Annotated in this window: 9 protein-coding genes; 6 read left to right on the top strand and 3 right to left on the bottom strand. The window is 74.5% G+C overall.

What is annotated here, in order from left to right:
- Nucleotides 1–32 precede the first annotated feature (32 nt).
- From IE325_RS05950 to IE325_RS05925, 6 genes are all read left to right on the top strand, one after another.
- On the top strand, nucleotides 33–1,265 hold the full coding sequence (locus IE325_RS05950) for a CynX/NimT family MFS transporter (RefSeq protein WP_190068647.1): 1,233 nt from the start codon (nucleotides 33–35) through the stop codon (nucleotides 1,263–1,265).
- 238 nt (nucleotides 1,266–1,503) lie between these two features.
- Nucleotides 1,504–2,709 (top strand): aminotransferase class III-fold pyridoxal phosphate-dependent enzyme, encoded by a 1,206-nt coding sequence (locus IE325_RS05945; protein WP_190068646.1) that lies wholly within the window; start codon nucleotides 1,504–1,506, stop codon nucleotides 2,707–2,709.
- Nucleotides 2,706–4,088 carry an aspartate aminotransferase family protein gene (locus tag IE325_RS05940; protein ID WP_190068645.1) on the top strand — a complete coding sequence of 461 codons (1,383 nt, stop codon included), beginning with the start codon at nucleotides 2,706–2,708 and terminating at the stop codon, nucleotides 4,086–4,088. Before IE325_RS05945 ends, IE325_RS05940 begins: the two co-directional genes overlap by 4 nt.
- 25 nt (nucleotides 4,089–4,113) lie before the next feature.
- Complete coding sequence (locus tag IE325_RS05935) at nucleotides 4,114–4,752, top strand: thermostable hemolysin (protein ID WP_190068644.1); 639 nt, start codon at nucleotides 4,114–4,116, stop codon at nucleotides 4,750–4,752.
- Nucleotides 4,739–6,325 carry an AMP-binding protein gene (locus IE325_RS05930; RefSeq protein WP_190068643.1) on the top strand — a complete coding sequence of 529 codons (1,587 nt, stop codon included), beginning with the start codon at nucleotides 4,739–4,741 and terminating at the stop codon, nucleotides 6,323–6,325. The genes IE325_RS05935 and IE325_RS05930 overlap by 14 nt, the downstream gene beginning before the upstream one ends.
- 79 nt (nucleotides 6,326–6,404) lie before the next feature.
- Complete coding sequence (locus IE325_RS05925) at nucleotides 6,405–7,322, top strand: TauD/TfdA family dioxygenase (RefSeq protein WP_190068642.1); 918 nt, start codon at nucleotides 6,405–6,407, stop codon at nucleotides 7,320–7,322.
- Between the two features lie 180 nt (nucleotides 7,323–7,502).
- Here the strand turns inward: IE325_RS05925 and IE325_RS05920 are convergent, their stop codons facing one another.
- Genes IE325_RS05920 through IE325_RS05910 form a run of 3 tightly spaced genes read right to left on the bottom strand, consistent with a single transcriptional unit; the run spans nucleotide 7,503 to nucleotide 12,152 of the window.
- Nucleotides 7,503–7,643: a hypothetical protein gene (locus tag IE325_RS05920; protein WP_190068641.1), complete on the bottom strand. Its 141-nt coding sequence runs from the start codon at nucleotides 7,641–7,643 to the stop codon at nucleotides 7,503–7,505.
- Nucleotides 7,644–7,693: 50 nt separating this feature from the next.
- Nucleotides 7,694–9,274, bottom strand: coding sequence for a carboxylesterase/lipase family protein (locus IE325_RS05915; protein ID WP_190068640.1), 1,581 nt, complete (start codon nucleotides 9,272–9,274; stop codon nucleotides 7,694–7,696).
- 31 nt (nucleotides 9,275–9,305) lie between these two features.
- A complete protein-coding gene (locus IE325_RS05910; RefSeq protein WP_190068639.1) occupies nucleotides 9,306–12,152 on the bottom strand; it encodes an ATP-binding protein in 2,847 nt (948 codons plus the stop codon).
- Nucleotides 12,153–12,184 lie beyond the last annotated feature (32 nt).

Below are 12,184 nucleotides of genomic sequence, written 5' to 3'. Positions count from 1 at the left end.
CGCCCTCGCCAGCGGGAGAAGGAAGAAGTTCGGTGAATCGACAAACCAGCTCCGTACCGGGTCTCGCGCAGCCCCTCCCGGCTCCCGCGCCGCACACCGCGCGCAAGGCCGGTCTGATCGCCGGGATCATCCTCGTCTCCCTCAACCTCCGGCCCGCCATCACCAGCCTCGGTCCGCTGCTCCCGCAGATCGAGAAGGACCTGGCGCTCTCCGGCACCGGCGCGGGACTGCTCACCATGCTGCCGGTGCTCTGCCTGGGCGTGTTCGCGGGACTGGGACCCGCGCTGCGGCACCGGTTCGGCGAGGACCGGGTGCTGCTGGGCTGTCTGCCCGTGCTGCTCGCCGGCATCCTGCTGCGGCTGCTCGACCCGACGGCCCTGCTGTACGTCGGCACCGTGGTGATCGGCGGTGCGATCGCGGTGGCCAATGTGGTGCTGCCCAGCCTGATCAAGCGGGAGTTCCCCGACCGGGTCCCGCTGATGATGGCCACCTACACCATGGCCCTCACCTTCGGCGGCGCCGCCGCGGCCGGTGCGGTCATTCCGCTGGAGAGCGTCGCGGACACCGACTGGCGCGGCTCGCTGGGCCTGCTCGCCGTGCCCGTGGTCGTGGGCATCGTCGCCTGGCTGCCGTTCGGCAGGCGCGGGGTGCGCACCAGCGAGGGCGGGCGCGCCACCGTCGGACCGCTGCTGCGCGACCGGCTGGCCTGGCTCGTCACCGCCTTCGTCGGCCTAGAGGCGCTGCTGGCCTATGTGATCTTCGGCTGGCTGCCCGCGATCTGCGTCGACCGCGGGCTGAGCGAGGAGGCGGCCGGCTACATGATGTCGGCGATCACCTTCCTCCAGGCCGCCGGCTCCATGGTCGTCCCCTTCTTCGTCGACCGGGGCGGCCGGGGACAGCGGGGCTTCTGCGTGGTCGTCGCGCTGGGCACCGCCGTGGGGCTGATCGGTGTGGTCGTCGCCCCGATGTGGACCATCTGGCTGTGGGCGCTCATCCTCGGCATCATCGGCGGAGCCGCGTTCAGCCTCGCGCTGACCCTCATCGGCCTGCGCGCGGGCGACGGTGACAGCGCCGCGGGACTGTCGAGCATGTCGCAGGGCGTCGGCTACGCGCTGGCCGCGGCCGGACCCTTCGGGGTGGGCGCGCTGCACCAGCTGTCCGGCGGTTGGGGCGTACCCCTGGCGGTGCTCGTCGGGCTCTGTGTCCTGATGGCCGTGATCGGCCTCGGCGCGGGCCGCGACGCGACCCTCACCCTCGAACGCTGACCCGGCACGTCCGAACCCGCCCCACCCGCACGTCTTTTCACACCCACCTGCTCCGGCCGTCCCCACACGCCTGCCCGACCGGGGAGTTCGTGCTGCCCGCGACCGCCGGCGTCCGTCCGATGGGAAAGGGAAGATGAAACCTTCAGGTCTGTCCGAAACAGGGCTGTCCGAAGCCGTTGCCTCCGAAGCCGTTGCCTCCGAAGCCGTTGCCTCCGAAGTTGTTCTCCCCGGCACCGGCGTGGCCGCCGGCCCCGCCGATCCCGCGGCCGTCGTCCGCCGGCATCTGATCCGGGACCGGGAACCCTCCGGCCGGCCGGTGCCCGTGGTGGCCCGGCAGCGGGGCGCCCGCGTCGAGACCCGGGACGGCAGGGTGCTGCTGGACGCCGCGAGTGGCGGGTTCGGAGGGGCCCACCCCCGGGTCCGGGCCGCCATCGCCGACCAGGCCCGGCGGGTCGCGCTCTCCAGCCGCATCCTCGTCAGCCGGCCGCTGGCCGGGGCGGTGGCGGCGCTCGCGGAGTTCTGCCCCGGCCCGCTGTCGGTGTCGTACCTGTGCAACAGCGGTGACGAGGCGCTGGACTCGGCGTTCAAGCTGGCCAAGGGCACCCATCCGGACCGCCCGTACGCGCTCGGTATCCGCGGCGAGGACTTCGGCGCCCTCAGCCACGGCAGGTCGCTCGGCCGGGGGAGCGCCGTACTGCCCGGGGCGCCGCTGCGGCCGCGCACGGTTCCCGCCGAGGCGCCGGAGGAACTCCTGGCGCGGGTCGACGAGTCGGTGGCGGCGGTGCTGATCGCCCCGGCCGCGCCCGGCCGCCCGCTGGGCCGGTTGCCCCTCGACTGGTGGGTGGCGCTGCGGGAACGCTGCCATCGCACCGGCACCCTGCTCGTCGTCGACGAGCGCCGCACCGGCCCCGCCCGCCTGGGCCGCCCCCTCGGCACCGGGGCGCTGGGGATCTTCCCGGACGTCCTGGTGCTGGGCGAGACGCTGGGCGCCGACGCCGTCCCCGTGGGCGTCTCCGTCATGACCCGGGCCGTCTACGAGCGGGTCTACGGCCGCCGCAACCCCAGCCTGCACGGCTCCACCTTCGGCGCCAACCCGCTGTCCGCGGCCGCCGTCAGCGCCGTACTCGACGCCGTCGTGAGCGACGATCTCGCCGCCCGCCAGCGGGAGTTCGAGCAGGCCGCCCGCCGGCTCGGCCGGGAGCAGGCCGGGTCCGCCGAACTGCACGCGGACGGCTCCCTGCTGTGGGTCCGCACCCGCGCCCCGGGCGCCGCGCGCAGGCTCGCCGCCGAACTGGCCGCCCGAGACGTCCTGGTGCGTGAGCCGGCCGCCGACCTGGTCACCCTCGCCCCGCCGCTCACCGCCGAGCGGGAGGACACCGACCAGATCCTCGACCGGCTCGCCGAGGCACTGAAGGCACTCGACACCGAGGAGACCGCACGATGAGCACCGGCACCGCGGTGGCGGCCCTGGACCGGCAGCAGGTCCTCACCACGCTGGGCCGCCACTGGAACCCCACCGCCGCGCTGATGCTGGCCGCGACCGGACGGCAACTGGAGTCGCACGCCCGGGGAAGCGAGGTGTTCGCCGAGGACGGCTCCCGCGCCCTGGACTTCGCCGGGAGCTACGGCGTCTTCCTCGTCGGCCACCAGAACGACGCCGTCCGCTCGGCCGTCCTGGACGCCCTGGAGACCGCGCCCGCCCTGGTGCCCGGGACCGTCCACCCGGCGACCGCCGACCTGTTCACCCAGCTCACCGAGATCCTGCCCGCCGGGCTCAGCGAGTTCTCCCTGGGCTGCTCCGGCGCCGAGATCTCCGAGATCGCCCTGCGCGCCGCCTACTTGGCCCGCCCCGGGCGCCGCAGGATCGTCATCGTGGCCGGCGGCTACCACGGCAAGACGCTCGGCGCGCTCACCGTCCTCGGCCAGCACGAGCACCGGGACGACTTCACGCCCGCCGACGACGACCTGGTGATCGTGGCGCCGGGCGACGCACGGGCCGTACGCGAGGCCGTGCGCGCCGGTGACGTGGCCGCCGTCTATGTCGAACCGGTGCTCGGCGGCGCCTACTTGAGGGTGCCGCCCGCCGACTTCATGCCGGAGGTGGCCGCGGCCTGCCGCGACACCGGCACCCTGCTCGTCGCCGACGAGATCCAGACCGGGTTCGGCCGCACCGGCCGGATGTTCGCCGTGGAGCACTCCGGTGTTGAGCCGGACATCATGCTCCTGTCCAAGGCACTGACCGGCGGCTTCGTACCCGTCGCGGTGGCCGCCATGACCGAGGAGGTGCTGGCCGGGGCCCGCCGCTCCCCGCAGTGGTACCCGGGGGTGCTGGACGGCACCGCGGTCTCCGCCCTGTCCATGGCCGCCGCCGCGGCCACGATCCGCGAGGTCCGTGAGCGGAACCTGCCGGAGCGGGCCGAGACCGTCGGCCGGGCGCTGCGCGAGGGACTCAAGTGGGCCGTCCGCAAGCACCCGCGGCATCTCGTGGACGCCCCCGGCATCGGGCTGATGACCGGGCTGCGCACCCGCAACCCGTCGGTGGAGAACCTGATCTCGATGCAGATGGCGGCCCGTGGCATCCACCTCGGCCACTCGCTCAACGAGCAGATGGACCAGCCCGTCCTGCGCTTCTATCCGCCGCTGACGGTGTCCGCCGCCGACATCGAGCGGGTGCTGGCCGCGCTGGACGAGTCCCTCGACTGGCTGGACCGGCGTCCGGCCTGGCTGATGCGCAGGATCAGCTCGCTGCTGCGCCGCCAGTACCGGCTGCCGCCGCCGCTGGTGCTGAAGCTGATGCACTCCGACCTCGAAGTGAACTGGTGACCGGGCGACAGGGGGAGGACCCGCCATGGAGATAGCCATAGCTCAGTCCGGCACGTCCGAGTGGTACGAGGCGCGCACCTTCGCCCAGCACAGCTATCGCAAGGCCTACGGCGCGACGACCGAGCCCGGTCCGGACCGTTTCGTCACCGTCCGCGAGGCAGCCGGCGGCCCGATCGCGGCCTGCGCCGGACTCACCGGACCCGGCCCGGGGGGATTCTTCTCCGAGAACTACCTCGGGGGCCCCGTGGAACAGGTGCTGGCGACGGTGGTCGAGACCGCCCCGGAACGCTCGGAGGTCGTGGAGGTCGGCCCGCTGGCCGGCTCCGGCGGCGCGGGCGGCGAGCTGATCCGGCTGCTGCCGATCATCGCCTGGTGCCAGGGGAAGCGGTTCATCCTCGCCACCGTCACCGACAAGGTCGAGCGGTCGATGGCCGCCGCGGGAGTGCCCTTCCTGCCCCTGCGGCAGGCCACCACGCACTGGATGGACGACGCCCGACGCGCCGCCTGGGGCACGTACTACGACCGCTCGCCGAACACCGGTGTGGTGCCGCTGGACAGCATCGGCGGCCTGATCGACAGCCTCACCGGCCGCTACAACTTCGTCGAACTCGCCGTGCGGACCCTCGTCGGCACGGCCCAGGAGGTGTCCGGTGCACACGCTTAAGAAGACCCTTCAGGCCCTGGCCGCGGACGAGCGCCCGCTCGTCGACGTGCTCGCCACCGACGGTTCCGTGGCCCGCTCCTACTCCTACCGCCGGATCGTCGGTGCCGCGTCCGCCGTCGCCGCTGCCCTGCGCACCCACCCCGTACGCCCGCGCGGCCCGCGCGCCGACGGCGACCCCACCGACCCCGCCCAGCTCCAGGTGGGCGTGGTCACCGCCAACGCGCCGGAGTTCCTCGTCGCCGACTTCGCCGTACTGGGCGCGGGCGCCGCCGAGGTGGTGGTGCCGCTCGCCTTCACCGCCGAGCAGACGGCCGCCATGCTCGCGGACATCGACGTCTGCCTCGTCGACGAGGCGGGGGCACGGCGGCTGGCCGAGTGGGGCCTGGAGAAGGTGCTGCCCCCGGGCGTCGAACCGCGGGTGCTCGACATCGAGCAGGACCCGTCCGGCACCGACCCGCTGTTCCCGGACCTCGACGCGGGTGACCGCCTCTGCAAGATCATCCACACCTCGGGCACCACCTCAAAACCCAAGGGCGTCTGCATCCGCGAGGCCGCGCTGGAGGAGCTGATCGGCTCGCTGCGGGCGGCGATGCCGGCCGACGCCTACCGCCGCTATCTCTCGCTGGTGCCGATGAGCCTGCTCATCGAACAGGTCACCGCCGTCTACCTGGTGGTGTGCGACGGCGGCACGGTCGCCCTGCTGCCGCCCGACGTCCCGCTCGTGGGCACCTCGTCCTTCGCCCCGCAGGCGGTGCTGCCGCACATCCGTGCCGCGCATCCCACCGCGCTCGTCGTCACCCCCGCCCTCGCCGAGGCCCTGCTGACCGCCGCGGACGGCACCCGCGCCGAGCGGCGCGACCCGGTGACCGCCCTGTTCGGACGGGCGGCGGCCCCGTTGGTGTGCTGCGGCGGCGCCCCCGTGGACGCCGACACCCTGCGCCGGCTCGACGCCCACGGTATCGCCGTGTACGAGGGATACGGGCTGAGCGAGAACAGCTCCGTGGTCAGCTGGAACACGCCCGCCGCACGCCGGCTCGGCAGCGTCGGCGCCCCGCTCGCCCATGTCCGGGTGCGCACCGCGCCCGACGGTGAACTGCTGGTCAGGAGCTCGTCGTTGTTCGCCGGGTACAAGGGCGGCGACGATCCCTCCGGGTGCGAGGTCGACGAGGACGGTTGGCTGCACACCGGCGACCTCGCCGAGATCGAGGACGGCTACATCTGGATCAGGGGCCGTAAGAAGAGCGTCATCATCACCGCCGCGGGCCGCAATGTGGCGCCCGAGTGGGTGGAGGCCCAGTACCGGTCCCACCCGGCCGTGCTGGCCGTCGCGGTCGTCGGCGACGGACTGCCGGGCCTGCACGGACTGTTCCTCGTGGATCCGCTGGCCCCGCTCGACTCCGTACGCGCCGAACTCGACGCGCTGGGCCGGGAACGGCTCTCGGACGTGGAGCGTGTCGAGGTCACCCATCTGGTCCCGGCGGACGAGTCCCTGCACGCCGAGTTCTTCACCGTCACCGGACGCCCCCGGCGCTCCGCGGTCCACGAGGCCGTCACGGCCGGCCGCTTCGGGTGACCGCCCTCACCTCGCGGGCACATCTGGCAGCTCCCCCGTATCGGCTGTATCGACCGCATCCATACTCCGAGGAGAAACCATGATCGACCATGCGCGTGTGACCTCCTACGGCTCCGGCACCGGCCTGCTCCTGACGCCGGCCGAGCCCGGAACGACCCTGGGCACCCTGGCGCCCGGCCAGGTGATCCGGACGCTCCGCGAGGCGGGGTTCCTGCTGCTGCGCGGCTTCCGCCCGGACCTCGAACAGTTCTCGGCGTTCGTCGGCGCCCACTCCGAGCGCGTCACCCTCGACCCGGCCCGCTCCTTCCACGGCGGCTCCACCGCGCAGAAGGTGGACGCCGGTCATGAAGCGGTCGGCCTGCACCTGGAGAACGGCAACAGCCCGTTCGCGCCGACCCTCACCTGGTTCTACTGCGAGAAGGCCGCCTCGTCCGGCTCCCAGACCACCGTGTGCGACGGCCACCGGGTGTGGGACGCGCTCAGCGAGGAGGCCCGCGGTCTCTTCCGGGCCCACGAGATCGTCTACAGCCGACGGGTCGAGGAGACCAAGTGGAAGGCCTTCGCCGCCTTCCACCTCGGCACCTCCGACGCCGCCTCGGTCACCGTCGACCAGTTGCGCGAGCTGGCCGGGGGCCCCGGCGAGACCGTCATCGACCTGCTCGGCGACGGCTCGATCCACTACGCCTACCGGGTCTCCGCGGCGCACGGCACCCTCTTCGACGAGCGCCTCGCCTTCGCCAACAGCATCCTCGGCCCCTCCAACCACTACGAGAAGCCGCGCATCACCTTCGCCGACGGCCGGGACATACCCGTGCGCATCCTCAAGGAGGTGGAGAGCGTCACCGAGGACCTGACCGAGGAACTCGCCTGGGCCGACGGCGATGTGGCGCTCATCGACAACACCCGGGTGATGCACGGCCGCCGCGCCATCACCGACCCCGAGCGCTCCATCTTCAACGCCCAGAGCGACCTGGACCGCACCCTGCTGACCATCTGACACCACCCACCCGAGGTGCCGCCGGATCCTTCCGGCGGCACCTTCGTGTACGGCGGTGCGGCGGCCGGCGGAGCGCCCGGTCCATATGAACGCACGCCACCGACGCCACCCCCGCGGCTCTGACGGCACTCGCCCCACCGTGGTGCCGCCCGGATCCTTCCAGCGGTACCTCCGTGTACGTCACTCCCACATCCGCCCACGCCCCGGCTCCAGCAGCGCCCCCAGGACCTCACCGTCCCGCTCGCCGCCGACGACCCGCACCGCGGGCTGCTCGCGGTGGTGCGGGGGCCAGTTGTCGGCTGTCGTGCCGGTCCGTACCAACCCGCCCCACCGCGGTGCCGCTGGGATCCTTCCGGCGGCACCTTCGTACGTCACTCCCACAACCGCCGTCGTCCCGACTCCAGCAGCGCCCCCAGGACCTCACCGTCCCGCTCGCCGCCGACGACCCGCACCGCGGGCTGCTCGCGGCGGTGCGGCGGCCAGTGGTCGGTCATCGTCCCGGTCCGTACGAACTCGCCCCACAGACGCCGCATCCGCCCCCGCAGCGCGGCCATCTCCTCCTGGTCGGCGTCGGCGAAGAGCGGGGCGTGTCGGGCCTCGGTGCGGCCCAGGAGGAACGGGATCTCCGCGCAGTGGCAGGCCCGTAGACGCGCGTGTCGGCCGGGTACCCGCCAGTCGAAGCGGAACAGCCGGACGGTCGCGCCCCACGAGTCGGCGAGGTCGGCGAACTCCTGGGTGGGCGCGGTGAAGAACGCGTCGGTCTTCAACTCCTCGAAGGCGACGCGCCACTCGGTGCCGGGGGTGTAGTGCGAGAGGGCTTCCTGGGCTCGGGGGCCGAACACCGCGCTGAACTCCGCCGCCACCTCCTCGCGCGTCAGGCCGTCCAGGCCCGGGTCCTCGCCGAACCACAGGGCGCACTCGTGCCGGGTGACGCCCGCGAGGAGGTCGAGCCCGTCCGGCGGGGGTGCCGTGCGCAGGGCGCCCGGCAGATCGGCGGCGACGACCGCGTCGTCGGCGACCAGCTGGAACGGCGGCCGTACGTCCCCGCGTCGGCGGGGCCGGGCGAGGACCTGCCGCTGGGCGAGCAGCACGCGCTCGCCGGGCACCGTCCGCAACCGCCCGGCGTCCGCCCCGAGCGCCGCGAGGAAGTCGTCGGCGACCAGGGCCGCCTCCTGCCGGGTCTGCGGCGCCATGCCCAGCGGCGCGCTGTGCAGGACCGCGCGCCGGAACAGCGGACGCACCTGCTCCAGCGCCAGCAGGGCCGCCAGGGACTGCCCGCCCGCCGACTGGCCGACCACCGTGACCCGGTCGGGGTCCCCGCCGAAGGCGTGGATCTCGCGTCCCACCCAGCGCAGCGCGGCGATCTGGTCGAGGAGCCCCGCGTTCGTGACATGGGTCGCCCCCTGCGGCATCCGGAACGACAGCGAGGTGCCCACGCCCTCGACGGCGGCCGGCTCCGCCCAGGACGGGGCGAGGAAACCCAGCGCGCCCAGCCGGTAGTTGACCAGGACGACGACGATCCCCTCCCGAGCGGCCAGTTCGGCACCGTCGTACCGGGGCAGGTCGGCGCCGCCGGTCAGGAAGCTGCCGCCCGGCAGCCACACCAGCACCGGGCGGGGACCGTCGCCGGGGCCGACGGGCGCCCACACGTTCACCGTCAGACAGGCCTCCGTGTGCGGCGGGTCGAGAGGGTCGCCGAGCAACGCGGCGAAGGGGGACGGCAGTTGCAACGGCACGGTGCCCACCGCGCCGTCCGCCCGCAGCGGCTCGCTCCAGCCGGGATGTGGCCGGGGCGGCGCGAACCGGTCCGGGCCGACGGGCGGTGCCGCGTACGGCACACCGCGGTACGCCGCCACCAGCCCGCCCGGCCCCTCCAGCCGGCCGACCAGAGGGCCGCCCGACACCTCCGTCTCGGTCCGGGTCGTCGCCGAGGCGGCGTCAGCAGCGCGCATGGGTGCTCGTCTCCCTGTCGGTCGGGTGGGGCTACTTCGAGGTGTGCGCCAGCACATGGCGGGCCAGCTCCACCCGTCGCGACACGCCCAGCTTGGCGAAGGCGCGGCGCAGATGGGAGTCCACGGTGTGCGCGGAGACCGCGAGCCGCTGGGCGGTCTCCCGGTTCGTCAGACCCTCCGCGACCAGCCGTACGACACGCACCTCGGACGGGGTGAGGCTGTCCCAGTCGGCCGTGCCCTCCGCCGCTCGCGCCGAGGGCACGGCCGGGGCCCGCCGGGCGGCCGGCAGTTCCCCGACGGTCCGGCCGGGTGAGAACCGGGTCCGGCGCCGCACCCGCTCCGCGCCGAGCCCCGCTCCGGCGGCCACATAGATGCGCTGGGCCTCCTGCAGCATCTCGGTCGCGCGCAGCGGCTCGCCCTGCGCCCGGGTGGCGTCCGCCGCGTCCTCCAGCGCGGAGGCCAGGGCCAGCGGATGCGATCCGCCGCGGAAGACCCGTACGGCACGGTGCAGGGGAGCCGCGAGACCGCGGTACAGCCCCTGGGAGTGCAGCGCGGCTCCGGTCACCGGGGTGATGCCGGGGCTCTGCCGGGCCAGCCGGCGGGCCAGGTCGACCGCCTCGGCGGCCTGCTCGTGGGCGCCGGCCCGCAGCGCGATCCGGACCAGGTGCGGCAGGACCAGCGGATCCGCGGCCAGCAGCCAGGTGTGCCGCTCCGGATCGGCCCACAGCCCCGCCAACTGCCGCACGGCCGCCTCCGGGTCGCCCGACGCGTCGAGAAGGAGCGCGCCGACCAGTGCCGGGAAGGCACCGACGGACCCGGACGGCGGGCCTTCCGGCGAGGCCGACCGCGCGGCGGCCCGCTCCAGGTCTCCGCGCACGGTCGCCAGCAGCGTCAGCATGGCCCGCAGTGCCTTGCGGCTGCCGGGGTCGTCGAGCCGCCCGCAGGCCTCCAGACCGGCCTGCGCCTCCTGCTCGGCGTCGGCGAGCCGGCCGCAGTGCCACAGCTGCACGGACCGGGCGAGATGCCAGCGCGGCGCCGCCCACCCCCAGGCCTGCTCACCGGTCGCGTTCCGCCACGCCTTCAGCACCTCGCCCGCGTCCAGCGGGCGCCCGGCCGAGCTGAGGACCAGCGCGGGCACGGCCAGTCCCCAGCCGAAGCTCCGCTCCGCGCCGTACGGTCCGCCCGCGACCGCCTCGCCGGCCAGCCGCGATGCCGTGCCGATGTCGCCCGCGCGCTGCGCGAACCCGGCGAGCAGGGCCGTGCCGAGGGCCGCCGAGGCGTGGTCCGCGGTCTGCCGGGCCAGCACCACCGCGGACCGGGCCAGCCGTGCGGCGTGCGCGGGGTCGTTCCCGGCGGCGGCCAGGCAGCGTGCCTCCAGCGCGGTGAGCCACGCCTGGCGGCGGGCGGGGGAACGGGTGTCCTCGGCCGCCCGCCGCAGATGCCGCAGCGCGTCATGGGCCTGCCCCGACCGCAGCAGCACTTCCACGAGTTCGGCGAACGCCTCGGCCTCGGCGTCCGTCTCCCAGCCCGCGCCGGCCAGGGCCGCGTCGAGCATCCGGTGGGCGGTGCCGGGCTGACCGGTGGCGAGGAAGAGACGTACCGCCGTCCGCACGGGCCCGGTCGCGAGCGGGTCGTACCGGCGTAATTGGGTGAGCAGCGCCCGGGACAGTTCCTCACGCTCGTGGGACGGTACGGAGTCCTCGTTGCGCTTCAGCCATTCCAGGTGGGCGGCGCCCTGCTCCAGGTCCTCCTCGGTGCCGGAGAGGATCAGATGCCCGATGGTCTCCGGGCAGGGCCGCCCCTCCGCCGCGCACAGCCGGGCCGCCTCCGCGTGCAGCGCGCGGCGCACGGGGCCGAGGAGGCTGTCGTGGAGGGCCTGGTGGACGAGCGGGGCCCGGAAACGGAACGCGGCGCCGTCGTCCTCCAGCAGCCCGGCGGCCGCCGCCTCCTGGGCCGCGGTGGCCAGCTCCATCGTCGACCGGCCGGTGAGCGCGGACACCTCCCGCAGTGAGAAGCGCGGCCCCAGCACCGCGCCCACCTGCAGCAGTTCGCGGGTCTGCTGGGCGAGTCCGGACAGTACCGGGGCCGCCGCCCGGGCCAGATCGGCGGGTGGATGCCCGCCCAGCACACGCACCGTGCCGTCCTCCGTGCGGATCCGCCCCTCCTCACGCAGCAGTTGGACCAGGCGCTCGATGAGGGCGGGGATGCCGCCCGTCGCGGTCACCACCCGGCGGATGTCCTCGGGCCCTACCGTGCCGAGGAGTTGGGCCGCCAGCTCGGCGGCGGCCGGCCCGTCCAGCGCGGACAGCGGCACGACCTCGGCATGGGCGGCCGGCAGCCGGTCGAGGGCGTCCCGGGTGGGCCGTACGACGGGGAAGTCGGTGTAGGCGGCCAGCCACAGGACCGGTACGTCGGCGAGCCGGGGGAGCAGGGTCTCCAAGGCGGCCAGGGTCAGCTCGTCCGCCCACTGGAGGTCGTCCAGGACGATCACCAGGGGGGAGTGTGCGGCCCGCCGCTCGATGAGGCGGTGCAGCCGCTCGATCAGCCGGCTCCAGTGCGTGGGCCGGTCGGCGAACTCGGCCAGCGAGCCCGCCTGCACGGCACTGAGCACCGGATGCGGGCCGGTGCTGAGCGCCGCGAGCAGCGGGGCCATCGCGGAGTGCTGGTCGAGCCGGGCCAGTCGGGCGGTCGACACGGCCATGCCCCGCAGCGCCGCCCGCGCACCGGCCGTCCGCAGCAGCAGGGACTTGCCGGACCCGGACGGTCCGTGGAACAGCAGCAGGGAGCCCCTGCCCGCCGCCGTCGCGTCCAGCGCGGCCCGTAACGCCGCCTGTTCCCGCTCGCGCCCGACGAGACGCCGGTCCCCGGGTGTCGGCATGGGGTGTTCCCTCCCTGTCGCGCCGCCTCAGC

Source organism: Streptomyces lanatus, assembly GCF_014655715.1.
GTDB classification, from domain to species: Bacteria; Actinomycetota; Actinomycetes; order Streptomycetales; family Streptomycetaceae; genus Streptomyces; species Streptomyces lanatus.
The sequence above is the reverse complement of the archived record's forward strand: the minus strand, read 5'-3'. Positions and strand labels throughout refer to the sequence as shown.

Coding starts and splice junctions, on each gene's coding strand:
- IE325_RS05940 (WP_190068645.1), top strand. CDS start 2,706: ATGAGCACCGGCACCGCGGTGGCGGCCCTGGACCGGCAGCAGGTCCTC.
- IE325_RS05935 (WP_190068644.1), top strand. CDS start 4,114: ATGGAGATAGCCATAGCTCAGTCCGGCACGTCCGAGTGGTACGAGGCG.
- IE325_RS05925 (WP_190068642.1), top strand. CDS start 6,405: ATGATCGACCATGCGCGTGTGACCTCCTACGGCTCCGGCACCGGCCTG.
- IE325_RS05915 (WP_190068640.1), bottom strand. CDS start 9,274: ATGCGCGCTGCTGACGCCGCCTCGGCGACGACCCGGACCGAGACGGAG.
- IE325_RS05910 (WP_190068639.1), bottom strand. CDS start 12,152: ATGCCGACACCCGGGGACCGGCGTCTCGTCGGGCGCGAGCGGGAACAG.